The 25,669-nt window shown below is 44.4% G+C and carries 21 protein-coding genes; 5 read left to right on the top strand and 16 right to left on the bottom strand.

The window, feature by feature from the left end; genetic code table 11:
• Positions 1 to 12 precede the first annotated feature (12 nt).
• The 11 genes from yajC to MHB56_RS08160 form a co-directional block, all read right to left on the bottom strand.
• Entirely contained in the window at positions 13 to 333 is a 321-nt protein-coding gene (gene yajC, locus MHB56_RS08110; protein WP_036677664.1) for a preprotein translocase subunit YajC, read from the bottom strand.
• Positions 334 to 383: 50 nt separating this feature from the next.
• Positions 384 to 1,520 (bottom strand): tRNA guanosine(34) transglycosylase Tgt, encoded by a 1,137-nt coding sequence (gene tgt / locus MHB56_RS08115; protein WP_036677666.1) that lies wholly within the window; start codon positions 1,518 to 1,520, stop codon positions 384 to 386.
• A 21-nt stretch (positions 1,521 to 1,541) separates the two neighbouring features.
• Complete coding sequence (gene queA / locus MHB56_RS08120; protein ID WP_341143457.1) at positions 1,542 to 2,570, bottom strand: tRNA preQ1(34) S-adenosylmethionine ribosyltransferase-isomerase QueA; 1,029 nt, start codon at positions 2,568 to 2,570, stop codon at positions 1,542 to 1,544.
• Positions 2,571 to 2,579: 9 nt separating this feature from the next.
• The gene (locus MHB56_RS08125; protein ID WP_076130402.1) at positions 2,580 to 4,679 is read right to left on the bottom strand and encodes a SpoIID/LytB domain-containing protein; all 2,100 of its coding nucleotides are present in this window, start codon (positions 4,677 to 4,679) and stop codon (positions 2,580 to 2,582) included.
• A 32-nt stretch (positions 4,680 to 4,711) separates the two neighbouring features.
• On the bottom strand, positions 4,712 to 5,719 hold the full coding sequence (gene ruvB / locus MHB56_RS08130) for a Holliday junction branch migration DNA helicase RuvB (RefSeq protein ID WP_036677672.1): 1,008 nt from the start codon (positions 5,717 to 5,719) through the stop codon (positions 4,712 to 4,714).
• Positions 5,720 to 5,755: 36 nt separating this feature from the next.
• Positions 5,756 to 6,373 carry a Holliday junction branch migration protein RuvA gene (gene ruvA, locus MHB56_RS08135; protein WP_036677675.1) on the bottom strand — a complete coding sequence of 206 codons (618 nt, stop codon included), beginning with the start codon at positions 6,371 to 6,373 and terminating at the stop codon, positions 5,756 to 5,758.
• Positions 6,370 to 6,873 (bottom strand): crossover junction endodeoxyribonuclease RuvC, encoded by a 504-nt coding sequence (gene ruvC, locus MHB56_RS08140; protein WP_036677679.1) that lies wholly within the window; start codon positions 6,871 to 6,873, stop codon positions 6,370 to 6,372. Before ruvC ends, ruvA begins: the two co-directional genes overlap by 4 nt.
• A 245-nt stretch (positions 6,874 to 7,118) precedes the next feature.
• Entirely contained in the window at positions 7,119 to 7,844 is a 726-nt protein-coding gene (locus tag MHB56_RS08145; RefSeq protein ID WP_076130403.1) for a BofC C-terminal domain-containing protein, read from the bottom strand.
• A gap of 752 nt (positions 7,845 to 8,596) precedes the next feature.
• Complete coding sequence (locus tag MHB56_RS08150) at positions 8,597 to 10,723, bottom strand: CocE/NonD family hydrolase (protein WP_341143458.1); 2,127 nt, start codon at positions 10,721 to 10,723, stop codon at positions 8,597 to 8,599.
• An 11-nt stretch (positions 10,724 to 10,734) separates the two neighbouring features.
• Positions 10,735 to 11,895 (bottom strand): dipeptidase, encoded by a 1,161-nt coding sequence (locus MHB56_RS08155; RefSeq protein ID WP_076278864.1) that lies wholly within the window; start codon positions 11,893 to 11,895, stop codon positions 10,735 to 10,737.
• Between the two features lie 14 nt (positions 11,896 to 11,909).
• Complete coding sequence (locus tag MHB56_RS08160; RefSeq protein WP_076185517.1) at positions 11,910 to 12,884, bottom strand: ornithine cyclodeaminase family protein; 975 nt, start codon at positions 12,882 to 12,884, stop codon at positions 11,910 to 11,912.
• 183 nt (positions 12,885 to 13,067) lie between these two features.
• Here MHB56_RS08160 and MHB56_RS08165 point away from each other — a divergent pair, with 183 nt between their 5' ends.
• The 3 genes from MHB56_RS08165 (at position 13,068) to MHB56_RS08175 (ending at position 16,800) form a co-directional block, all read left to right on the top strand.
• The gene (locus MHB56_RS08165; protein ID WP_076185518.1) at positions 13,068 to 14,003 is read left to right on the top strand and encodes an aldo/keto reductase; all 936 of its coding nucleotides are present in this window, start codon (positions 13,068 to 13,070) and stop codon (positions 14,001 to 14,003) included.
• A gap of 523 nt (positions 14,004 to 14,526) precedes the next feature.
• Positions 14,527 to 15,717, top strand: a complete 1,191-nt coding sequence (gene fabV, locus MHB56_RS08170; RefSeq protein ID WP_076193199.1) for an enoyl-ACP reductase FabV — start codon at positions 14,527 to 14,529, stop codon at positions 15,715 to 15,717.
• 174 nt (positions 15,718 to 15,891) lie between these two features.
• Positions 15,892 to 16,800 carry an aldo/keto reductase gene (locus tag MHB56_RS08175; RefSeq protein WP_370510776.1) on the top strand — a complete coding sequence of 303 codons (909 nt, stop codon included), beginning with the start codon at positions 15,892 to 15,894 and terminating at the stop codon, positions 16,798 to 16,800.
• A 210-nt stretch (positions 16,801 to 17,010) separates the two neighbouring features.
• Here MHB56_RS08175 and MHB56_RS08180 read toward each other — a convergent pair whose 3' ends face one another.
• Positions 17,011 to 17,793, bottom strand: a complete 783-nt coding sequence (locus MHB56_RS08180) for a hypothetical protein (protein ID WP_076130409.1) — start codon at positions 17,791 to 17,793, stop codon at positions 17,011 to 17,013.
• A complete protein-coding gene (locus MHB56_RS08185) occupies positions 17,790 to 18,731 on the bottom strand; it encodes an ABC transporter ATP-binding protein (RefSeq protein WP_339169432.1) in 942 nt (313 codons plus the stop codon). The genes MHB56_RS08180 and MHB56_RS08185 overlap by 4 nt, the downstream gene beginning before the upstream one ends.
• Before the next feature lie 156 nt (positions 18,732 to 18,887).
• On the opposite strand from MHB56_RS08185, the gene MHB56_RS08190 reads away from it, so the two are divergent.
• Together MHB56_RS08190 and MHB56_RS08195 are read left to right on the top strand one after the other, a co-directional pair.
• A complete protein-coding gene (locus MHB56_RS08190; RefSeq protein ID WP_341143459.1) occupies positions 18,888 to 19,625 on the top strand; it encodes a LytR/AlgR family response regulator transcription factor in 738 nt (245 codons plus the stop codon).
• Positions 19,618 to 20,898 (top strand): sensor histidine kinase, encoded by a 1,281-nt coding sequence (locus tag MHB56_RS08195; protein WP_038573017.1) that lies wholly within the window; start codon positions 19,618 to 19,620, stop codon positions 20,896 to 20,898. The genes MHB56_RS08190 and MHB56_RS08195 overlap by 8 nt, the downstream gene beginning before the upstream one ends.
• 277 nt (positions 20,899 to 21,175) lie before the next feature.
• Here MHB56_RS08195 and MHB56_RS08200 read toward each other — a convergent pair whose 3' ends face one another.
• The 3 genes from MHB56_RS08200 to MHB56_RS08210 are packed head-to-tail and all read right to left on the bottom strand — an operon-like array spanning position 21,176 to position 25,201.
• Positions 21,176 to 22,183, bottom strand: a complete 1,008-nt coding sequence (locus tag MHB56_RS08200; protein WP_076137453.1) for a FecCD family ABC transporter permease — start codon at positions 22,181 to 22,183, stop codon at positions 21,176 to 21,178.
• Positions 22,180 to 23,229, bottom strand: coding sequence for a FecCD family ABC transporter permease (locus MHB56_RS08205; RefSeq protein ID WP_339244595.1), 1,050 nt, complete (start codon positions 23,227 to 23,229; stop codon positions 22,180 to 22,182). The genes MHB56_RS08200 and MHB56_RS08205 overlap by 4 nt, the downstream gene beginning before the upstream one ends.
• Entirely contained in the window at positions 23,216 to 25,201 is a 1,986-nt protein-coding gene (locus MHB56_RS08210; RefSeq protein ID WP_341143460.1) for an AraC family transcriptional regulator, read from the bottom strand. Before MHB56_RS08210 ends, MHB56_RS08205 begins: the two co-directional genes overlap by 14 nt.
• Positions 25,202 to 25,669: the final 468 nt, after the last annotated feature.

Genomic DNA, 25,669 nt, shown 5'->3' on the forward strand with positions numbered 1-25,669 from the left:
TAAATAACAAGTCTATACTTTCTCTTCGACATCCGTCGCCACAGCGTGGCTGATGGAACCGCGATCAAAAGTCAGCTTAGTTACATCGTTGACCCGCAGAACCACGATATCATCGGAAATCTCCATGATCGTACCGTGAAGTCCTCCAATAGTAACGATTTTATCGCCCTTTTTCAGAGCTTTCAACATTGCGTTACGAGTTTTGGTCTTCTTTTGTTGCGGACGAATCAGCAAGAAGTAGAATACTACAAACATAAGGACAAAGGGACCTACCAGGCCTAGTATACTACCTCCACCACCTGCGCCAGTTGCATATTGAAACGATTGAATCATATTTCTCCCCCCTTTCAAAGTACATTAAAGCATGACTCTTAAATCAAACCCTAAAAGCCTTTAAGATTATCATATAATCCGTATTTGGCAAAAAACTCATCGCGAAAATCAAGCAGCCGATCTTCTTTGATGGCTTCACGCACTTTACGCATTAAATCCAACAAGAAGTGCAAATTGTGGTATGTCGTCAATCGAAGTCCGAAGGTTTCATCGGCTTTGATTAGATGGCGCAAATAAGCGCGGGAATAATTCCGGCATGTATAGCAATTACACTCCGGATCAAGCGGCCCAAAATCACGGGCATACTTAGCGTTGCGTACAACGAGTCTTCCCTGACTGGTCATCGTTGTTCCATTACGGGCAATACGAGTAGGCAAGACACAATCGAACATGTCTACTCCTCGGATTGATCCTTCCAGCAGCGCATCCGGTGAACCCACGCCCATCAAATAGCGAGGTTTGCCTTGTGGCAGCAGGGGAACTGTATAATCCAGCACTTCATACATTAGCTGCTTGGACTCTCCGACGCTGAGCCCCCCAATAGCATACCCCGGGAAATCCATGGAAGTCAAATCAGCCGCGCTCTGACGGCGCAGATCTTCATACATGCCCCCTTGCACGATAGCAAAAAGACCCTGATCGTTAGGACGAGCATGACTTTTCAGGCAACGTTCTGCCCAGCGCGTGGTGCGCTCTAGGGATTTTTTCACATAATCATATTCAGCCGGGAATGGAGGACATTCATCAAATGCCATCATTATATCTGAACCCAGAGAGTTCTGAACCTCCATCGCTACTTCCGGAGACAGGAATTTCTTATCCCCATTTAAATGGGAACGGAAATGAACTCCTTCTTCCGTAATCTTGCGCATGTCGCTTAACGAGAATACTTGAAACCCGCCGCTGTCTGTCAGAATCGGACGATCCCAGTTCATGAACTTGTGCAGTCCACCAGCTTCACGAACAATATCATGGCCTGGTCTTAGAAATAGATGGTAAGTATTGCTCAAAATAATATGGGCATCCATCTCTTTCAGCTCTTCAGGACTCATGGTCTTAACTGTAGCTTGTGTGCCGACTGGCATAAATGCTGGTGTCTCAATCACACCATGTGGAGTGTGGACTCTTCCAAGTCTGGCTCCGGATTGTTTGCACGTTTTGATGTGCTCATAAGTAATTGCTGCCATAAGTTAACCCATCCTCTTACCTTAATAAATAAACATTGCATCTCCAAAGCTAAAGAATCGGTACTTCTGCTCTATCGCTTCTTCATAAGCAGCTAGAATATGTTCCCGACCTGCCAAAGCGCTAACCAACATAACCAAAGTAGACTTTGGCAGGTGGAAATTGGTAATTAGCGCATTTACTACACTGAACTTATACCCTGGATAGATAAAAATATCCGTCCAGCCGCTGCATTCCACAAGCGGACCACCTTCACATTGTCTTCCGACCGTTTCAAGTGTCCGACAAGACGTTGTGCCAACTGCAATAATACGGCCGCCTCGTGCCTTAGTAGCATTTATGGTATCTGCCGTTTCTTGAGACATTACGAAATACTCAGAATGCATAACATGCTCTTCAACCTTCTCTACAGACATCGGACGAAAAGTACCGAGACCTACATGAAGGGTGATATAAGCGATATTTACACCCTTAGCCTCAATCTGTTCCAGCAATTCTTGGGTAAAATGAAGCCCTGCGGTAGGCGCAGCGGCCGAGCCCTCATGCCGAGCATACACAGTCTGATATCGTTCACGATCATCCAGTGTTTCCTTAATATAAGGTGGCAACGGCATCGTTCCCAGCCTGTCCAGAATCTCCTGAAAAATACCCTGATATATGAAACGAAGCGTACGGCCGCCCATATCAGCTTCGTCCTCGATAACGGCACGAAGCTCATCACTAAAGATAATCACCGCGCCTGTCTTGAGCTTTTTCCCTGGCTTTACAAGTGCTTCCCAGCGATCATCCCCAAGATTCTTCAGGAGAAGCACTTCCGCCTTAGCACCAGTATCTTCTTTCACTCCAAACAATCTCGCTGGAATGACTCTCGTATCATTTAGAACAAGCGTGTCTCCGGGATTAAAATAATCAATAATATTGGTAAAATGCCGGTGAGCCAGCTCTCCATCCTCCTTATTCACTAGAAGCAGTCTAGAAGCACTGCGATCAGCGAGAGGTGTCTGGGCAATCAATTCTTCCGGCAAATGAAAATCATAAGCATCTACATTCATGGTCTGTCTTCATTCCTTAACTATAGTAACGTTCTTATAATAGTGTTGCAATATTTGCTTGTAATCATACCCGCTGTCCGCCATGCCTTTCACGCCCCACTGCGACATGCCTAGACCATGGCCGTTGCCTTGTCCAATGAACAGAAAGCCCGAGCTGTTAGTGATCACTCTGGCCGCAGAATCTCCGCCCATCACTACAGTTCCACTGCCATTCACATTAACCTTCCCCGATGCGGAAAGCACGCCAGCACTCTGCGAGCTGCTAATTGTGGCGGTAGCGCCGTCAGCGCCTAATACAGTATAACTTCCGGGTGCCACAATATCAAACAATGTACTAGGTAATCCATTAAACGCGGAGCGGAACATATCAGGATATTTCACATTCAGAGCCTGACCATTAGCTTTCACCTGAATCGCTCTTCCAGAAGGACCGCGCTGGGTGACCTGCAGGTTAGAGATGCTGGAAGGGAGCGTGCTTGTTGTTTTACCCTGCAGGCTTTTTAGAAGTTCAGCAGAGGTATACGGCCCTTTGATCCAGCTATAGCTGCCAGACTCATATACTTTATCCAGAGCCACAGCGTTCTCACCCGGATTCAGCTTTCCGACTGCACTAACACTGCTCTCAATAACTGGCAGAGGACGTATATTCACATCTTTGGTTGTAGCGGTAACTATATCGAGTCCGGCAGCGGTTTTGCTGCCCGTCAATTTAATATTATCTTCACGTGCATAACCAGAGGTACCATTCGCAAGCAGAACATAATACCACTTCTTAGCAGCAGCTGCCGAAACATCTTCAACGCTTGGAACACTAGCAAATACATCGCCACCATTCGCCCAAACCTCTGAAGGGTCAGCTGTCATACCTCCACTATTGGAAGAAAATACAGCCTCAACAACTTTACCACCACTCATCAGCACTTCACCAGCAGTAGTATCTACAGCTTTGATAATGGAGGGAGCTTCAGACCCGATTCCGTTATATACCTGACTAAGAGTGGTATCTACTACATTCGCTACATCAAAACGGTTGCCTTGGGACAGCGCATAGCTGCGGGCGGCGACAGCCTGAGCTTTTAGCGCTTCTTCTGGCCAGCTGGAGGAAACCTCTCCTCCAACTACGGCATACAAATATTGCTCCAGCGGCACTACATTAATTACAGCCAGCGATCCGCTCAAATTGCTCAGTTCCAAATTTCCGCGATATGTACGCTTGGATCTTTCCACTAACTGAATCCCAGCCTCGCTGCCTGCAGCAAGAAATTTAGCATTGCTTCCAGAAACCAGATAATGATCGGCTTGAGTTTCACTGCTAAAATCCAGTCCGGCATCCTTACGCAGTATTAATCCAGGCGAGGTCGCCACCGAAACCGTAAATTGTGGTGCCGCCGTAGACACAGCGGCCTGAACAGCTGTTAAATCACTATCGTTGGCAGCTTCGCCTACCCATACCTCTACTTGTGCACTGCCATCGTTTCCTGCCAGAAACACCTTCCAAGCATCCAAACCAGCTGCGGTGAGGCTATTAAGCGCCACATCTGCTTCCTGCTCCGAAGAATAGCGGCCAGCTGATAAATGTTTATTACCTTTCACTGCTGGGGTTTGGTCAGCAGGAATGCTCAACCCTGCTTTGACTACACGGGTAAGCCCATCCTTGGCAGCTGCTTCACTAGCATAGACGCCCGTGTACAACTGATACACAGTCGCTCCATTTCTGGAGATTGCAAAAATCTGCGGTTTATCGGAGGTGGATTGGAGCTTTTTAGCTGCATCCGCTGCTGTCTGCCAGCTTGAAACCTCCATCACCTTAACTCTATATCCGTCCAGACTTACACGAATTTGCTTCTGTGCTGGGACAGACACCAAAGGAGCACTTCCTGCTTGATCCGACAGCAAAGTAAAGCTTTGCGTTGATAGCAGTGTTACTGCTGGCACAGTGGATTTATATTTACTTCCAATATCAGCATAAAGAGCAACTCGTATCGTGCTATTAGAATCGGCATGACTGGCACCCGCAGGGATCAGGAAACTTCCTACAGCAAGCGCAGCCGCAAGCAATCCTTTGCTTAGCGGGGCGACCCCTCTCCATTTCCTCTTCGTATGCTTCATCCAGCATCCTCCTTTATAATTGTAGTGACGAACTAGTGCTGCTCCGGAGGGAGCGGAAGCCCTAAATGATGATAAGCGGCCGGGGTTACAATTCTTCCACGCGGACTCCGCTGCAAGAAACCTATCTGCAGCAGGTACGGCTCATATACGTCCTCAATCGTCTGACTTTCCTCACCAATCGTAGCTGCAATCGTATCCAGTCCTACAGGACCGCCGCGAAAGCTTGAAATCATAGCACTTAACATCTTGTGGTCAATACTGTCCAGCCCACGTGGGTCCACCTGAAGCATCTTCAATGCTTCCCCAGAAATTTCAGGAGTTATAATTCCATCTCCGCGCACTTGAGCAAAATCACGGACCCGCTTCAATAAGCGGTTAGCAATCCGCGGCGTGCCCCGCGAACGAAGCGCGATCTCTTCTGCTGCATCGCCAACAATCTCAATGCCTAAAAGATCCGCATTTCGAGAAACAATGTAACTCAGCTCATCTATGTTATAGAATTCCAGGCGACTGACCACTCCGAAACGATCACGCAGTGGCGCAGACAGTAGTCCGGCCCGGGTTGTGGCACCTATCAGTGTGAACGGCGGCAAATCCAATCGTACCGAACGGGCACTTGGCCCTTTGCCGATCATGATATCCAGCGCGAAATCCTCCATCGCAGGATACATAACCTCCTCGACCGTGCGGTGCAAACGGTGAATCTCATCGATGAAAAGCACATCGCCTTCCTGCAGATTCGTCAGCAGAGCGGCAAGATCGCCTGGACGCTCTATCGCAGGGCCGGAAGTTGTTCGCAGGTTCACACCCAGCTCATTGGCGATAATATTAGCGAGCGTTGTTTTGCCCAGACCCGGAGGTCCGTACAGCAGTACATGATCCAGCGCTTCGCTTCTCATTTTGGCCGCTTCTATATATACCTTCAGGTTTTCTTTCACCTGAGTCTGGCCGATATATTCTCCCAGATAACGAGGACGCAAGCTTAGTTCTACCGCCTGCTCATCCATCATCAAATTCGCGGATATAATCCGGTCATCCATTTCCTATCGCTCCCTTTCTTTAGGATGTGTACGGCTTTACTTAGCTATATATAGCAGCCCTAGTGCTTTCTTCATCAGCACATCTACAGTGCCTGTCTCTGCTCCCTCTTTCTTCAACGCGAGCCACACGCGGTCCAATTCGCTTTCGGTATAACCCAGCCCCTTAAGCGCATCCCGCGCCTCTTGCCAGGCCAATCCATCCGTTGCTTCTTCCGTTGGCACTGCAAACAATCCCGTTTGCATTGAAGCCATACTGAGTCCGTCCAGCTTGTCCTTCAAATCAAGGATCATACGCTGTGCCGTCTTTTTGCCAATGCCCGGTAATTTCGTTAAGAACGTTATATTCTCTTGATAAATCGCTGAAATCAACTGATCCGGTGTTCCACCTGTCAGGATTCCAAGCGCAACCCTAGGACCGATGCCAGATACCTCTATCAGCTTGCGGAACAATTTTTGTTCCTCACGAGTCGGGAACCCAAATAATAGCGTAGCGTCCTCACGTGTTTGGTAATGAATATAGATCGTTACAGGTCCTTCTACTTTAGCAAAAGCATAAGGATTCGGGCAGAATACCCGGTATCCTACTCCCTGCACATCCAGCACCACATATTCCGACTCCAAATGAACGACGGGTCCTCTTAAGAAATCTATCATTTTCGCAATACCTCATTTAATTTAGAATTAAGACTGCTCGAATGGGCATGGCATACCGCTACCGCCAGCGCATCCGCCACATCATCGGGTTTCGGAATCGCCGATAGCTTCAGCAGCAGCTTCACCATTTCCTGGACCTGCCGTTTCTCAGCCTTACCATAACCCACAACAGCCTGCTTTACCATCATAGGTGTATATTCCGAGACGGGGAGACCCCGCTGTACTGCAGCTAATATAGTCACACCGCGGGCCTGCGCCACTGGCAATGCTGTAGTAACGTTGCGAGCGAAAAACAGCTTTTCTATCGCCACAGCATCGGGTTTATATTTATCAATGAGCTGACCCATGCCTTCATAGACATGCAGCAGTCGTTCTTCTTCAGGCGTATGAGCCTCAGTCTGAATACAACCATATTGGACGGGGGTCAGTTTATGTCCTTCCTTATCCACAAAGCCAAAGCCGACGATCGCCAGCCCCGGATCAATTCCCAAAATACGCAAACACGATCTCTCCTCTATAACAGGCAGATTATTCCACCGTTTTCATCCATTCCTCCGCCATGAAGCGAACATATGTATTCCTTCTAACCATTATAGCAAAAATCGCCCTTGCGGGAGAAAAAAAGTTTACTGTTTGCAGCGAAATGGCAACTTTAGGCCTACAGCTAAGACTCTTCCCCGTTTCATTTCACACAAAAAAGCTGCCCTCAGCCATTAATAATGACTTTAGGACAGCTTTATCAAAGCTATTGCTTGTTCTGCATGACATGCTCAGCAGCTTCGCGGGCATAATCACTGAAGGTAGACAGCACACTGTTGTACTCTTCAATATCCTGAACACGAATCCCCTCATGAAGCTCTTTCCAAATATTTTCCGGCAATGAGGATTTCAGGGAACCCATATCCATTTGAAAAAAAGTCTTCAGTACCTTCTCCTGAACTGGCGGACCTTTAAACAAGGTCAAATTCCCAAACGCATCTACACCAATGTAAGCTTCATTTTTTATCATTGTCGATAAATCATTCACTTTTTGTTCCAGCCACAAATCCCCTTCTGAACTAATCCAACCGCTCCATTCAGGGTGTTCATTGATTATAGTCTTCAGCTGAAGCGGGTTCTTTACGCCCGGCAACGTCTGAATCTCTTCTCCGGACACATAGGTTGTTTTTAAATGAACGGTTCTGCTGAGCCCACTTTGGGTGATGGTTTGCAGCAGTTGTTCATTATTTAAAGTGCCCTTCTCTTTTGCCTCATCACTGTCCTCGCCTACTTTAAAGACAGCTGCGGCCAGCTCACTATCGGCACTATCCGCCCAGCTAGAATTCGTCAGCAGTCCACTGATTTCCTCAGGTACCTGCATACTGCGCCAAGCCAGTACAGTAAAAGCTATACAAGCAGCTCCTACCCAAAGCGCCTTTTTCCAACGTCTCCATCGCCGCCAAAGTTGTTTTTTTAAGCGAAACGCGTTCACGTTAATCCCTTCATTCTGGTTTTTCCCTATTGTGACCTAAGAAGGGAGCATTTATGCGCTTTTCTGTGAATAATCGACATTTCTCCAAAAATACAAGGTTGACCTTGCAGTATAGTTCAAGATTTATGGTATAAGTCTGGAAGGGGGATTCTGGGGAGAGGTTTCACATACCGGTCTAAGGTGATACCTATTTCATGACGATCGACCATTTCTTGCACCAAAGCTTTTGCTTCGCCAATAGACTATTTAGTTCTTAGTGTGCTATGCCATTGGATTGGGCGTTTGCGTGCTGGGAGTATGTGTTCTGCGTTTGCGCGTTGTGCGGAGTGGATCTAAAACTAATTAGGGAAAAACTCCCTGAAAGTAGGAGAAATTTGCTCTAAATGAACGAAACCAGGGAATTCCTCCCTAATAAATAGGCTGTTTTCCTTATTTCCGGGGAATCAGACATAAAATTAGGGAGTTTTTCCTCAATTATATGCCTGACGACCAGAATCCTAAGAATTTCAGGGAGAAATTCCCTAATCGCTCTATAAGAGTTTTACTTTTCGCTTCAATTGAAGCATAAGCTCATTCTTCACTTTTTGTTTCACCTAGGCCTCACTCGGTGTTCACTCGGTGTTCACTCGGTGTTCACTCAGTACTCTCTCGGTACGTCACTTGAAGCATCATTTGTCATCAAATGCAGCTTCAGCTTCAAGTGTTAATTCCCTTTACCTTTGTTCAGCCCTTTCTTCGTATTAAAGTCACATTTAAGATTTAGGAACCACCGGCAGCTTCACATGGCTCGGATACTCACGATTATGGTAAACAGTCTGCAGCACAGTAATCGCTTCTGAATCTTCATACGGATTACTGCCTGTATTTGTATTAGGGAAAGCAACGAATTTACTGGACGAAGTAATCGAGAACCGAATTCGGTGCCCCACAGCAAATTTATGAGCAATATTCGGCATGAAAATATCATATTTCTCCACCTGCCCAGGAATCAGCAGCTCAGGCGCTTCCAATCCATGACGGTATTTAGCTCTGACAATATAATTGGATAACCGGATAGAGTCCCCTTGTTCATTCACGTCACTAAGCGTAACAACCCAATCCGTATCTTTGCCAGTGCTGGCAGCATAGATAACCGCAGACAATTCTCCGGCCACAGTCAGCTCATCCGTCAGAATATCACTAGTGTAGACAAGGATATCATTGCGCAGCTCGTATTTTCGCAAATTCTCAGGCTCTCGTTCACCGCTATCATTCATAGGATCATGAGGATTATAGATATAAGTATCTTCAGGAGAATGTTCCTCAGGCGCTGCAAGCAGTTGCCCATCCCCATGTCCTGAATTCGCTCGCCCGCCGCTGGAAAGGTAGAAGGAAGAAGTTGTGGCTTCAGCAGGTGTCCAATCTGCGGACGTTCTCCACTGATTTTCACCAACAACATAATAAGAGGCTCTAGGCTCCTGATCTATTCCATTTGGAATGCCTTTGAGGAAGCGGTCGAACCAGCGCAGCACAGAAACATCGTAATCATAGACTACGGCATCATTGCCGAAGCTCACGCCTTCGTAGTCTCTAGCTCTGTTCGGCCCGTGCTCCCAAGCGCCCAGACGGATTTTTCGATTTGGCACATCATGTTCTGTTAGCATTCTCCATGTTTCCGATACGCCGGCGCTGTCGCCGTCATACCAACCTGAGATAACATACATAGGCACCTGCACCTGATCACCGCGCTCGGTAAAAGTACAGTTTTTCCAGAAATCATCATACTCCGGATGCTGGCTCCACAGATCCCATGGACCTGATGTTTTGCCAATCATTTGCTGAGGGATCTCTTTAATCGGTCTTGCATCAACGGCTGCTTCCGGATTCACCGTAATGCCTCCAAAGATATCAAAATCCGTCCGAGTACCCACAGATTGAGCAAGAGTCCAAGAGAGCAATGGCCAAGAACAAAGGGTTCCCCCTTTGCGAACGGTATCAACAAATGGAGAGCCCACGTTCACTTCATCCACAACCGCCTTCAGATTCGGGTGCCCACTGGTGGCCGCCGCCACAACAACAAAACCTAGATAGGATGCGCCCCACATGCCGACGTTGCCATCCGACCAGTCCTGAGCAATAATCCAATCAATCGTATCATAGCCATCCTCCCGTTCATTATAAAAAGGAATCAGTTCGCCTTCAGAATCCGCCCGACCTCTAACATCCTGCGATACTACTGCATAACCTTTATTGGCCCATCTCATAAAAATCTCTTTTTTTCCGTTGCGGTCATAACATGTTCTTACGAGAATTGTCGGCAGCTTAGTTCCCGGCTTAATGCCCTCTGGTAAAAAAACATCTGTCGCCAACTTCACCCCATCGCGCATCGGAATCAGATCAGTACCCAAATCGTTCACACCATATTCTGCCTTGGATAGAAGAGGATCGTCGTAGACCACTAACGGAGTCAGCTTCTCATAACCTGCTTTAACCATAAGCTCAATACCATACCGATTCGGCGTTAAAAAAGCGATAATTTCCCCGTCCAAAGTCACAATGTCCAGAGCCGTCTCTTTGCGCAGCGCCCATACTTGTGAGGTCAGTTCGCGGCCTTCAATCTGCGCCTGATACTGGATATGCTTTTGATAGATATCGCCATTACTCAGCACTACCTCGTCTTCTGCCCATTCTGCATTAGCATAAGCATCCAAATGTTTATGGATTTTTTGAAGCGGGAGTACGGTCTTGAACTGTCCATCCAGCACATTGTCCTGCATTTGCGTTCTTCTACGCGGATCGACCTTAGCTAGCATGATCTGTTGCTCTGTAAAATGAATTTTGCCTGTATAAACACCAGAAAAGTAGACGTTAAATGTAGATGTGTGTAAGTAGGTTGTCATCTGTTTATCCCCTATCCGCAAATTTCTTCAAATACGCGCAGCCAGTTGCCGCCCATGATCTTAGCAATATCTGCATCCGCATAACCGCGGGCAACCAAACCTCTAGTAAAGTTAATAAAATAACTATATTTCTCAAGTCCAGCAACGGTTTCTGTAGAAGGTCCGTCTCCTTTGGCGAATCCAAGCTTGGGTGCGATATGTTCTTTAAAATAAACCAATGACCAGAGCACATCGCTCATCGGCCAATCCGTTCCAATTCCGACATGATCCACGCCTACAAGCCGGATTACATATTCGATATGATCCAGCACATGGTCAATAGTTGTATGTTTAGGATCTTCATGAACAAACCAAGGCATAGCAAAAATACCAATAACTCCACCCGTCTTGGCTATCGCGATAATCTCCTCATCACTTTTACAGCGCATATGCGGATAGATCGCCTCTACACCCGTATGTGAAGCAATCACCGGAGTTGTGGAATAAGCGCAGGCATCTAACGTAGTCTGTTTCCCGCAATGCCCCGTATCTACAATGATCCCCAGCTTGTTCAAGCGTGCAATGAATCTTTTCCCAAAATTAGTGACCCCGGCGTTCGATTGTTCTGCGCAGCCCGCCCCAATCTGGTTCTGATTGTTGTAGGTCAATTGTATAATTCTTAATCCGAAGTTATAAAGTACATCTAATTGATCGAGATTCGTGCCCAGACCATCCGTTTCTTGTGCTGTGATAATGCCCGCTTTATAACCATTACGCTTGGCAGCACGTATGTCTTCGGCAGTTAAGGCTTTGATTAACCAATCTGCAGAATCGAATTGCAGTTGCACCTCTGCCATGCTTGTAATGATGCTGTCTAAGGATTCCAAATGAAGTTCGCGGTTCCCTGCTGTAATTCCGGACTTGTACCACTCTTCCTTATACTCAGGGATCTCTCCGCTCGCAGATAGCTTTGTGATGATTTTTGCAGGCATACTGCTGTATACCATTGGCTCATCTTTATAAGGCTCACATAATTCTTTGATTCTGTCAGAGATAGAGTCTGGAATCGCGCTTGGAGATAAGGGGCCTTGAAACAGCAGATCGATAATAATGTTCTGTTCATGCAAGCGTTTAGCCCGCTCCTCCTCTTGCTCCGTCAACTTGAAATCATACAGACCTTCATAAGTGCTCATCGTGTAGTCGCTCCTTAGAATGCAATTTCAGTGCCTTTATGTAATCTAACAGCTTCATTATATATAAAATTAGCTGCTGCTAAATCCTCAATGGCCAGCCCTAATCCTTTAAAAAGAGTAATGTCAGCTGCGGACCTTCTGCCCTCGATAGTGCCACTGATCAGCTCACCAATCTCCCCGACAATATGATCTGCTGTAATTTTGCCTTCGTTCAGCGGGATTAAATAATCACCAGATTCATTCTGAGCGGATTCCAGCCGATCTACATATAACTTAGCTAATTGGACGGTCTCCGAATCCAGCTCACGGTCATTTGGTCTGCATGCGCCGACAGCATTGATATGTACACCCGGTTTCAGCCATTCTCCCTTGAGCACAGGTTCGGTGGATGCTGTCACGGTACAAATGATATCCGCTGCGCTGACTGCCGCTTGAACTGTCTCGGCAACAATGATCTGCACATCATATTTTTGGCTCATCTCCATTTGAAAATCCTGTGCCTTTGCGAGTGTCCTGCTCCATACTTTTACCTCACGGATGGGTCGAACCCGCAACATCGCTTCCAGATGACTTTTTGCTTGTTCCCCAGTTCCAAGAAGAGCAAGGATTTCGGCATCCTCTCTGGCCAGATATCGGGTTGCTGCTGCACTGACTGCCGCCGTACGAATGGCTGTAATCTTTTGTCCATCCACTATAGCTTTCAGAACACCCGTAGATGAATCGAATAGGGTAACAAGACCTTGATGAGAAGGCAGGCCTGAACCATGATTGCTGGGAAATACACTGATGATTTTGGCACCAGCTACCTCTTCATGCTGCAAATAACCCGGCATTAAGCCGAGCAGATTGCTCTTTTGTAAAGGAAGCACTTGTCTTAAGCTTTGTACGGCTTGTCCAGCGGACAGAGCCTTCAAAACAGATTCCATAACGGAGATGCAAGATTCCATAGCTAACAGTTCGGCCACTTCATTTTGATTAATGACTAGCATAAGACGGACCTCCTTCTCCTCATCATGATTGCACGAACGCAAATATAAAATTTTTCTTACTATCATAACTTATCCGGTTTAAATATTCATGTATAAAGCTGGAAGGCAAAATTTGTCCTGACCCGAGTTATTCTCTATACTTAATATAGTACGTATTATATTTTAAGGAGCTGACTATTGATTATGGCTAATAAAATAACTTTAGGAAAAACCAATCTGCAGGTTCTCCCGCTGGGTCTGGGTGCCAATGCTGTTGGCGGGCATAATTTATTTCCGGGTTTAAATGATGAAACCGGCAGAAATATTGTGCGCAGCGCTCTGGATCATGGGATTAATTTTATTGATTCCGCCTTTATTTATGGACCAGGAAGATCCGAGGAACTGATTGGCGAAGTGCTGAAGGAAAGAGGCGGCCGCGACAATGTGGTCATTGCTACTAAAGGCGCTCACGTGATTACCGGTGACAAGATTACACTCGACAACTCTCCAGCTTTTCTAAGACAGTCTGTAGAAGACAGCTTGAAACGCCTCCAGACCGATTATATTGATCTTTACTATATTCATTTCCCTGATGAAAGCACACCTAAGGACGAAGCTGTAGGTGAACTTAAGAAGCTGAAGGATGAAGGGAAGATTAGAGCCATCGGGGTGTCTAACTTCTCCATTGATCAGCTGAAAGAAGCCAACAAAGACGGTCATGTGGATGTTCTTCAATCCCACTACAATCTGCTGCATCGTGATGCGGAACAAGATTTGCTGCCTTATACGCAGGAGCATGGCATTTCTTTCGTGCCCTATTTCCCACTTGCGTCGGGCCTGCTGGGCGGCAAATATAAGCAAGGCGATACATTCAGCGACATTAGAAAAAATGACCCGCTATTTCAAGGGGAGACCTTTGCCAAGAATCTGGAGAAGGTGGACAAGGTTCGTCAGATTGCCAATGCCAAAGGTGTCGAAGTCGCACATGTCGTACTTGCCTGGTATTTGACCGTACCTTCCATCGATGCGCTTATTCCGGGCGCCAAACGTCCTGAGCAGATCGTTTCCAATTTAGAGACGCTGAAGGTGCAGCTGACACCAGAAGAGATCAAAACTATAGATTCCATATTTAAGGCGTAATCTAGCCTCATTAGATTAAGGGGTTGTCCCATGGCCACGAAATGGCTGCTGGGGCAGCCCCTTTTCTGCTTGGGTTCATCGGATGATTCGGGTTAGATAGTTCGATTGCCATGATTCGTAAGATTCGTCATTCGTTCGTTTTATTTCCTTCGTACGTTCGTTCGATCGACCTATCACAGCTCCCCGCACAATGCCCTATCGGACACAGTTGACCCGTAACGCAGCATTATTGCACATTTGGAATTCCAACGGACCTCATAGCCTCTATTGGCACAAAATACACCTAATATGAACCTTTTTCTAAGCAATAACGTCTCTGGGGTCCGAAACCCTGCTGAAAAGGCGATAAATTTGCATATAACGTCATCTGGGTCCGTAAGCGGCAGCGGATGGCAGTCGATCGTAGTGGAGAGCAATCATTCTTCTCCAATATCCTAAATTCTTTGTATTAGTAAATATTGTTTGCTATACTTTCTCTGAAGTAACATTGGACTTTAATTTTTATAAAAAGGGGAATTCCTTGATGATTATTCAACCTAAAACTCGCGGATTTATATGTACAACAGCCCATCCAGAGGGATGCGCCAAACAAATACAACAACAAATTGAATATGTAAAAGCACAAAAGAATATTGAGGGACCTGCTAATGTACTAGTCATTGGCGCTTCTACCGGATACGGACTAGCTTCCAGAATTTCAGCCGCTTTCGGTGCTGGCGCCAACACTATTGGTGTTTTCTTTGATAAAGCTGCTGAAGGTCAACGTACAGCTTCTGCTGGCTGGTACAACTCCGCAGCTTTTGAACAACAAGCAGCGCAGCTTGGACTTAAATCTCACAGCATAGTTGGCGATGCCTTCTCCGATGCTATCAAAGAGAAGACCATTGAATTGATTAAAGCTGAATATGGCACAGTTGATTTAGTTGTCTATAGTGTCGCTTCACCACGCCGCACTCATCCGGTAACAGGAGAAACCTTCTCCTCCGTCATTAAACCGGTGGGAACCGCTTATTCGAACAAAACCTTGAACTTCCACACAGGTGAAGTTTCCATGACCACTATTGAGCCTGCTTCAGAAGAGGAAGTACGTCAGACCATCGCAGTTATGGGCGGCGAAGATTGGAGAATGTGGATCGATCAGCTTCAAGCAGCTGGCGTGCTTGCCGATGGAGCTACAACCGTTGCTTACTCCTATATCGGGCCTGAAATCACTCACCCTATCTATCGCGACGGAACGATTGGTCAAGCCAAACATGATCTGGAACAAACAGCGATCCAACTGAATGATCGCCTGTCCACTCAAGGTGGACGTGCTTTTGTTTCCGTGAACAAAGCTCTGGTAACCCAATCCAGCTCCGCGATTCCTGTAGTCCCTCTTTATATCTCTGCATTGTATGAAGTAATGAAGGAAAAAGGGCTGCACGAGAACTGTATTGAACAAATGTACCGTTTATTCTCTGAGCATCTTTACAGTGGGGGCGAAGCTACTGCTGACGGAGGCTGCTTGATCCGAATTGATGACTGGGAAATGCGTGAGGATGTTCAGACTGAGGTTATGAAACGTTGGGACGAGCTGACAACCGACAATGCAGGTGAGCTTGCTGATCTTGAAGGCTACCGCCAAGATTTCTTTAACCTGTTTGGTTTTAGAACAGAGGGTGTAGACTACGAAGCTGACATTGATCCTAATGTCGACATTCCAAATATGTATTAATAACTGATCTATAGACAAATGAGGTTGTCTCTGAAGTAGTGAATTCTACTGACGAGATAACCTCTTTCTCTTTTAGATAGACATTGGCTTACCTCCCCTCTTTATGATATGGTTTGATTGAATACTGCATGTTCTACTAACATTCGAAGGAGTGAGTCACTTTTGGTTAAAAAAATTAGTGTAGCAAACGGCGCACTTGAGGTGTCACAAATTTCGCTTGGCTGTATGCGGATTGCTGATTTATCTGCAAAAGAAGCAGATACACATGTACATAGTGCCCTCGAGCTCGGAATAGACTTTTTTGACCACGCCGACATCTACGCAGCTGGCAAAGCCGAAGAAGTATTCGCAGGTGTACTGGAGAACAATCCGGGTATGCGTGATAAAATGATGATCCAAACCAAATGCGGAATCCGCAACGGTTTTTTTGATTTCTCCAAGGAACATATCCTGCAATCCGTAGAAGGCAGCCTTAAGCGCTTGAAAACAGACTATATCGACGTCCTACTGCTTCACCGGCCTGATACGCTGTTCGAGCCAGAAGAAGTCGCTGAGGCTTTTGATATTCTGGAAAGCAAAGGTATGGTCAAACACTTTGGTGTCAGCAATCAGAACCCGTTGCAAATCGAGCTGCTTAAAAAAAGTGTAAAGCAACCGCTGCTGTTCAACCAGCTGCAATTGAGCATTATGGTCACTGGCATGATTGATACAGGTTTCAATGTGAATATGACTAACTCCGGTTCAGTTGTTCATGATGGCGGGATTTTGGAGTACAGTCGCCTGCATGACATGACCATTCAGCCTTGGTCGCCTTTCCAATATGGCTTCTTTGAAGGCGTATTCTTAGATAACGATAAGTTCCCTGAATTGAACGAGGTCATTAACCGCTTAGCAGCTGAAAAAGACGTAACCAATACAGCGATTGCCATCGCATGGATTCTCAGACATCCGGCAAATATGCAGCCTGTCGTTGGCACAACTAATACGCAGCGCTTGCGTGATATTGCCAAAGCTTCCGATATTACTCTCACTCGGCAAGAATGGTATGAAATCTACCGTGCTGCCGGCAATGTCCTTCCATAAACACCTAAAGCCACGAGGTACGTTATTAACGTACGCCGTGGCTTTTTTACCAGAGAGCGATTCAATCCTCACGTTCTAGTAAAACTAGATAGACAGCGTCAAGATATTCGTATACTCACAAAAAGAACACAAAAAATAATAACTACTACCGAAATACTTAAGATCATAGTGAATCTTTTGTTATCCTTTTTCATAATCCATCCTTCCTTCCTATAGATGCACATCTCTCTTTTCAAAAGAAATTAAAGCAACGCTCAAGCAAACTCCTATGATTACAACAGGGATTAGGATCATACGAACACCCTCGTTTAGGGTATATATTTCATGTGAATTTACAGCAGAGAATTTAAAAATTTGCGTCGTTAGCGTATTTTCAGAAATCACTCTCAGATATACATACGAAGAGTCTTTCAGATAACCACTGAGCAGAAAATCGCCAAATACAAAAACAAACGTGGCAATAACAGCGGTAGCCGATTTTTTCATCAATACTCCTAACAACAGCACGACAGCGGAATAAGCTGCGAGATACAAAATATTGAATCCAATAGCCCCCATAGCAACGATAAACTTCCCCTCTAAGCTTTCATTTCCGATATGGGAACCCGTAACAAGCGCTGCCAGCATATACAATACATAAAAAAGACCAAAAAATTGAATTACCCACCATAATACAACTTTTAATTCGGTCAGATATTTTCCCAGTAAATATAATGACCTGCTCTGACCCGAAGCGATAATGGTTTGAACCGACCCATACTCAAATCCCTCGGTAGCAAAAAAACAAACGTAAATCGGGATGATAAAATACAGAAAAAAAGATAACTGAATGCTAGTGATTAAAGGCTCTAAAGGACCATCTATATCAAATCCTACTTGTACCCCCATCCAAACCAGTAATAAGGCACTTCCAAACAGCAAAAGAAGACTTATCCCCTTGAACATGGGATCCTTGGTTACATAATAAGCTTCAGCCTTAAGAAAATTCCTCATTCGTTACCTCCAGCAATTAGATCCATATAATAGTTCTCAAGATTTGGAGCCGACAGGTTAATCCCTTCAATATGGATGCCCCGCTTTAGAAAAAAAGACATCAGCTCTTCTAGATTTGTACTCTCTTTAGGAATTTGAATTTCTCCAGCTTCGCTGATCGTAATGGTTTCTAGTTGGAGTTCACTTTTCAAAATCTGAAGTGTCGCTGCGGGATCAGCCGTTCGAATACAGATTTTTGTTTCCGCCGTATGTAAGAGTTCCTCCGCAGAAGCTTCTTTGATTAACCTTCCTTTATGAATAAAACCGTATTGGGTCGCAAGTAGCTGCAACTCACTTAAAATATGACTGGAGATTAATATAGTCACTCCTTGTTCTTTGGATAGCTTCTCCAGGATCTTTCGCACTTCAACAATGCCTGACGGATCAAGACCATTAATAGGCTCGTCCAATACCAGAAATTTGGGATCGTTAAGTAGAGCAATAGCCAGACCTAAACGTTGTTTCATCCCAAGGGAGTATTCTGAGGTTAGCTTAGAACCGGCATCTGCCAGAGAAACTGCCTGCAATACTTCCGCAATTCTGCTCTTATCCTTAATCCCAAACGCACGGCAATAAAACGTAAGATTTTGCTTCGCATTTAGATTAGGATAAAGCGCTGGCCTTTCAATTAGAAATCCAACCTTTCGCCTCGCCTCGTGAACAGCTTTTGTGTCCTTTTTTTCAAAAAGAGAGATTTCGCCATGTGTCGGATGTACCAATCCGCCTATTATTTTCATTAATGTAGTTTTACCTGCCCCATTTTCGCCAACAAACCCATAAATATCTCCTACCCCAATCGTCATATAGACATCCTGAAGAGCAAAAGACTCTCCGTATTGTTTGCTTAAACCTTTGGCCTCAAAGATCGTTTGAGTCAAATCAAACACTCCTCTTTTCACTTTTCCACATCCTAACATGTTGCCATGAACTCTACATTCAAACTGTAACAATCAAGTTAGTTAATGTAATTATTAAGAAGGATTTGTATAATGTGACTTATATGGTCGACAAATTCCCGGATATTTTGGACAATTCTTGTCGAAAGGAATGATAAAGTGATACGTATTGCTGTCTGTGATGATGACTTTCCCACTACTGAATTAATAGAGAGACTTATTCTGGAGACTCAAAGGAATTTCACAAGGAAAATAGAGGTGTCGATCTTTTATTCCGGAGAAAGCTTCACTAAGGCCATTCAAGAGGCCTGCGCGTTTGATATTATTTTTATGGACATTGAAATGGCGGATATGGATGGAATAAAAGCTGGGTATGTACTGCGGGGAAATGATGAAAATGATCTAGTGCAGCTTATCTATGTCTCTAGTCATGATGAATATCATCTGCAACTCTTCGATGTTCAGCCCTCGGGATTTATAAAGAAACCTATCGATTCAGAGATATTTAAGCAAAAACTGATTTCTACGATTGAAAAAGTAATTCGCAAGCTGCAGCAAGGCAAAAAAAACTTCTTATCACTACAGCAAAAAGGAAAAGAAATTCTAATCCCCTATCGAAATATCATCTATCTGGAAAGCAACCGGCGGAGAATTATTCTTTATTCCTGCAACGATCAACTCGACTACTACAGTACACTAAACGAGGAAGAGCAGAAGCTTCCTGTGAGCGATTTTGTCCGAATCCATCAATCCTACATCGTTAACTTTTACTTTATTAAAGAAATCAGTAACCAGGGAGTAATTCTCCTAAATGGCGCAGCCTTACCCATTAGTGCAAAATACAGTGCCGATTTTAAGAAAAAATATCTGAAATTCAGGGGGAGTCTTGTTGGATAATATCTTTCTGGAGGAGTTATTCTATCTAGTAACGCTTCCACTTCTACCTATCATCATTCATTACTTCTACAGCCATTGTTTCGTTAGCCGACTTACCACCAAAGCCAATCTTGTTATCGTGTACTCTCTATATTTCCTCTGTATTGTCTTTCTGCACTATAGCTCACTGCCAGGCTCAATCCTACTCACACTCAATATTGGCCTGATTGCTCTCTTATCTTTTTTTTACAATGGAAATATCAAATGGCGGATCGTTGCCGCTCTTTTTCTGGTTGCGCTTATTACGCTTAGTGAGTTATCACTGCCCCTATTTTACTCGACAAAGGGATATATTCTGAACCAGTTTCTTTCCAAGCTGCTGATGTTTATATTAGCTTTTGTATCCGTGCGCGTAGCTAAAGCCTTTGGAAATGGCGGGTTATCTAAATGGTATTGGGTTCTATTATTTATTTGCCCTTCTATAAGCACACTAGGGATCTACAGCTTCGCATCCAGCCTTTATATGCAGTCCTTCCCTACCCTTGTTCCAATCCTGTCCACAGGACTACTCATCATAAATTTATTGATATTTATCTTATGTGACCGTATGTTAGTTATCCAATCTGCGCAGAACCAAAGTTATTTACTTGAGCAACAAAATGCTTACTATGTAAATCAATATCTTTTGACAAAAGAAGTACAGGAAGAATCTTTTAAGTTCCAGCATGATATTAAAAATATTCTCATAGGTTTACGCGCAAAGGTACAATCCGGTGAAGCTGCCAATCTAAATGAGTTGGACAACTTACTGGGCCAAATAGACAATCCAATAGGCGTTAGCAATAGCGGGAATACGATTATTGATTCCATTATCAACTACAAGCAGCAGGTCGCTGAGAAGCATCAGATCCCCTTCAAGTTAGACTTGAACATCCCTGCACAGCTGACGCTCGACACCACAGTTATCAGTGTGATTTTAGGAAATGCACTGGACAATGCCATTGAAGCTTGTTGCGATAAAAGAAATGAAGAGTGCTATATCACCATACATATGCATTATCTTAATGAAAGCTTGTTCATCCGGATTCAGAATCCTTATGTGAATGAAATTCATACGAATCGTTTTGGCGACATCTGCTCCACAAAAACTAATAAATCCGGTCATGGTATAGGCTTAAAAAGTATCCAGAAGGTCGTAGAGGATAGTAATGGCTTAGTAGATATTTCATATAACAATAATCTATTTCAAGTCGAAATTGTTCTTTTTATGGTCCCCTGTAAAAAAAGGATTTAGAAGCTTATCATAAGCTTCATCATAAACCCAAGTGATTCCTTCATCTTTACTGGTAAGATATATAGTTCCTGCCACACCGGTATCTTGATCAATTAACGAGATAGGGAACAGTCCTTCCTTTCTATTAAAGATAGGAGAAAGGGGATTTTTTTATATTTATCAAACTTTTCTGGAATTTAATAAGCTCTGAAAATGAAAAAGGTCTATAAAATCGCTTATTAAGCAATTTTATAGACCTTTTTAGTATACCGGTGAGAGGAATGGAACCTATCGATATTTATTTTGAACGCATCAATAGATATAGGAAGTAAGGCACACTCAGCATTGTTACAATAATTCCTGCGGGAATATCTGACTTAAAGCTGACCGTTCGAGCAATCGTATCCGCTACAAGCAGCAATAGCGCACCAATAAGCGCTGAAGTAGGTAGAAGCACTTTGTAGTCGTGACCTACCAGCTTGCGAGCCACATGCGGACTAATCAATCCAATAAAGAAGATCGAGCCCCCGAGCGCTACACAGCCAGAAGCTATGCCTACAGCCGCAATTGCCAAGCGCAAAAATTTCTTCTTTACAGCAACACCTAATCCTATCGAAATTTCGTTGCCTAGCACCAAGACGTTCAATGTCCTGAAATTAGAAAGAATATATGCGAATAGCAGCAATACCCAAGGTGCCAACAAGCTGATATAAGACCACTTGTCCCCCCATAAATATCCTGCTTGCCAACGCTGCGCAAACTCATACTTCTGGTCATCAAGCTTTAAAGTCAGGAATAGCGACAGCGCACTAAACCCCATATTGATCGCAACACCAGTCAAGACAAGTCGTGTAGAAGAAATCATACGACGTTTTCTATAGGCTAGAACATAGATCAGAGCTGCTGCCAGCAGACCACCTAAGAATGCCATAGACGGCAGTAATAATGTTATAGCGGCGCCTTGAATGCTTACCGTTGAGATAATCAGCAACACCATAAGACCTGAACCTGAGCTAATACCAAGCATGCCGGGATCAGCCAGATCATTGCGCAGCAAAGCCTGCATAACTGCACCTGCCAGTGCCATCCCAAATCCAACAAGTATCGCTAATACGATCCGAGGAAGACGAAACTTATAAACAACAAGATTATGCTCCTCTGGACCTTGTCCAAGCAATACTTGAAATACTTCAAGTGGATTGAGGGACACCTTTCCCATATTAAGACTAAGAATAGCTCCTGCAATAAGCAGTATTATGAGAGATAGAATCCATATTGTAGCCTTATGCGATTTAACAACATTCATTTGAAGGCTCTCCTCTCTTTGCTCGCAATTAGCAAGAAGAAAGGAACACCAATCATTGCAAAAATAATGCCCAGTGCTGTCTCTGCCGGACGATTAATCAGCCTTCCTGCGATATCCGCTACAACCATAAGTGCACCGCCGTAAATGGCTGATGCCGGAATAATATAACGATAATCTACACCTACAAAAAAACGCATAATATGCGGAATAATCAACCCTACAAAGCCGATTGGCCCTACAAGTGCAACAGCTACACCCGCAAGTAAAAGGACCGCTAGCATAGCTATCATCTTAACGAGAACGATCCGTTGCCCGAAGCCTTTCGCGATCTCTTCTCCCAAGTTTAAAACAGTGATAGAGCGTGAAATGAATAGTGACAAAGCCAGTCCACCTAAGAACCAAGGTATAACTAGCCTAATTTCCACCCATGTTGCTCCAGCCACACTACCCGAAGTCCAATAAGCAAGGGCACGACCAATTCCATAGTTTAATGAGATAAATGACCCCACAGCTCCAAATAGCATTGTAATTGATATTCCAGCTAGCACCAGTCGTTGAGGTGTCATTCCTGAACGATTCAATGAAGCGGCAAGGTACGTTAATCCTGCTCCAAGTCCTGCGCCAATAAAGCTAACCAGCAAGGTTGTTGTCTGCAGTTGCCCTGGAAGAAAAACCAGTGTAACGGCCATTGCAAGAGCTGCTCCTGCATTTACTCCCATTAATCCGGAATCTGCTAAGGGATTTCGCGTATAGCCCTGCATAACCGCTCCTGCTACCGCGAGACACATACCCGCAATAATATCAGCTGCTGTACGCGGAATTCGAAGGGCATGAATAATCTGATGCTCGGTCAGTTCAGGATCAAAATTAAAAATCGCTGTCCATGCCATCTTCAGGCTCATAGAAGCAGAGCCAAATGAGATAGAAGCTGCTACTGAAAGCAGCAGCAGCAGTATCCCTAGGAGTAGAAACAGACCGAAATACGATTTCCCTCTTAAATCAGGGATAACGGTTGTTCTATCATCTAGCTTTCTATTTTTTTTCATACGCTGACACTAGCTTCTCAACTACAAAATCTAGCTGCTTATCAAGAGAGTAGATATCGGAATAATATGAAAAATCAAACCCGATTTCGATCAATCTACCTTCTTTGATTGCTGGAATGCTGTTCCAAATTGGATTGTCCGACAAATCATCAGCCCCATCCCATACAGAGCGGAACACGAAGTCTCCTATATACTCAGGTAACACCTCTAAGGAAACAAACCCTCCAGTAGCCTTCTCTCTGCCATCAATCTTTTTCTGAAGAATCTCTGGTGCTTTTAGCCCTAAATATTCATAAATGATCTGAGAGCCCCTTCCATAAAGCTTGCTATCGATCACCGCCATCTCTTTTTTGCCGCCTTCGATAATGGTTACTGTCTTATCCAAAATTCCAAGTTCATCAAGCTGCTGCTTGCTCTTCTCCAACTTCTCGTGGAAATTATCTAATAGAGCTTGTGCCTCCTGCTCCTTGCCAAATACCTCGCCAATCTTCATTACACGTTCATCCGTCGCCATTTTTTCATAAGGAATTGGAACGGTCGGTGCAATATCCTTAAGGATTTCGTAGGTTTCTTCAGAAGCAGCTATGATCAAGTCCGGCTTTACTGCCATAATAGCCTCTGGATTAGGCTCATACCATGAACCTAGATCTTCAATCCCCCCCAGCTCTTCTGCAAAGGCCGCTCCTTCAAAGACACTCGAAGTCCCTACTGGCTTAATGCCGAGGGCCACAAGATCCCCTTGAAGGTATAACACGACAACCCTCTTTGGATTAGCTGGAACAACAATATCTCCCTTTATTGTAGAGATAGTTCTTGTCTGAGCCTCCTTATTGGCATTGTCAGCTGCAGTTGAATTATTTGCTGGTGATGATGTAACTTCAGAAGCTTTGGATCCATTAGAATTTGTGGCATTAGAACCAACACTTGCAGATCCACATGCACTTAATAGCAAGGTAAAGCTAAGCAGCATCGCTACAATAAAACTTGACGTCTTTGTTAATCTCATAGGTGAAGACCCTCCGGTTATTTCATTATGGTAATAGTAATGATAATGATTATCATACTCAATAACATTATATCGGGAGGATATGTGCTCGCCAATGGAGAATTTGGCGGTGGTAAATGGACGATTGTCCGATGAGCTCACCTGCCTGCTTTCCTTGCGGAACCGGATGGGAGATTGACCATTGTATTTACTGAACATGCGACTGAAGTAATATACATCGTTATATCCAACTTCTTCTGCAATATCGCGAAGTGGAGCATCGGTACATCGTAATAGCTCTTCTGCATGTTTAAGCCGGAATCGTATCAAATATTCAATCAAGCTAAACCCTGTCTCCCCTTTAAAGCGGGTTGATAAATGACGAGGGCTATAATTAAATTGCTCCGCTATAGATTCTAGTGATAAATTATGACGATAATGCTCCTCAATATAACGGACAACCTGCCCAATGACATCCGGTTGCCTGAGGTTAATTCCATCCTTTGTAAACTGCTTTAATAATTCATGTATAAACTGATAGAACAAGCCTTTAACTTGAATTCTTTCCAATTGGCTTCCTTGTGCCCAAAGTTGTTCCATTGCCATTAGTTGATAGTGCAGTGGTAAAGGCTCCAAAGACTCGAAGCTATACTGCATCCGAAATGGATTGCTGCGTTCTAAAAGTCTTGCTAAATCCTTTCTTCCTGGCAAGGAGGCTCTATAGAATAATAAATAGTATTCAAACAACCTCCCTGTCTCTATACTTAGTCTCATGCCCTTGCCACCATGCACAATAAAGTGACGGTCTGCGTCGTAATCTATGCCGTTGAGATTCAAGCTGGCCGTACCCCGCACACAGTAGATAAATCCACATGCTGGTAATACATAGCCTTGCAGCTTGTCCCCAGGCTTCATCACAGCATGTCGAATATCAAGTACTTTAACAGCGGCATAATTCCATGCAAAAATATGATCTTCCAGCTTCATCTTTGCAATACACTCCGATCTGCTCCACAATCTATTTGAATTAATTATATTTCACAATAAATGATAATGATTATCAATTAGTATTAGGTAGTTCCTCTATTTTGTCAATCGCTGTTTAGTATCATGATTGCTTATAGCTTTCGAAGTGGAGCTTCCTCAGGAATGCCTCTATCTCATTCACATATCCGCTTACATTAATCTTCCTCAGTACAACTAAGTACAATTTCTTATTCACACTTGAAGGATGTATCAAAAGTTTTCCGGCACAGGCATGAACGGAATTGTAAAAAAACAAACAAAAAAGTTCATCAGATATAGTATCTAATGAACTTTGAGTTGATTTAGTTGGTACCGGTGAGAGGACTCGAACCTCCACGGTTTCCCTCTCGATTTTGAGTCGCTCATGCTATCGGGAAGATAGCAGAAACTAAGTCAAAGAAAAGGAATCTAAAGCCCGCGAAAATCCTT

Origin of the sequence: Paenibacillus sp. FSL H8-0315 (assembly GCF_038005365.1) — a bacterium.
Taxonomy (GTDB): Bacteria; Bacillota; Bacilli; order Paenibacillales; family Paenibacillaceae; genus Paenibacillus_AQ; species Paenibacillus_AQ odorifer.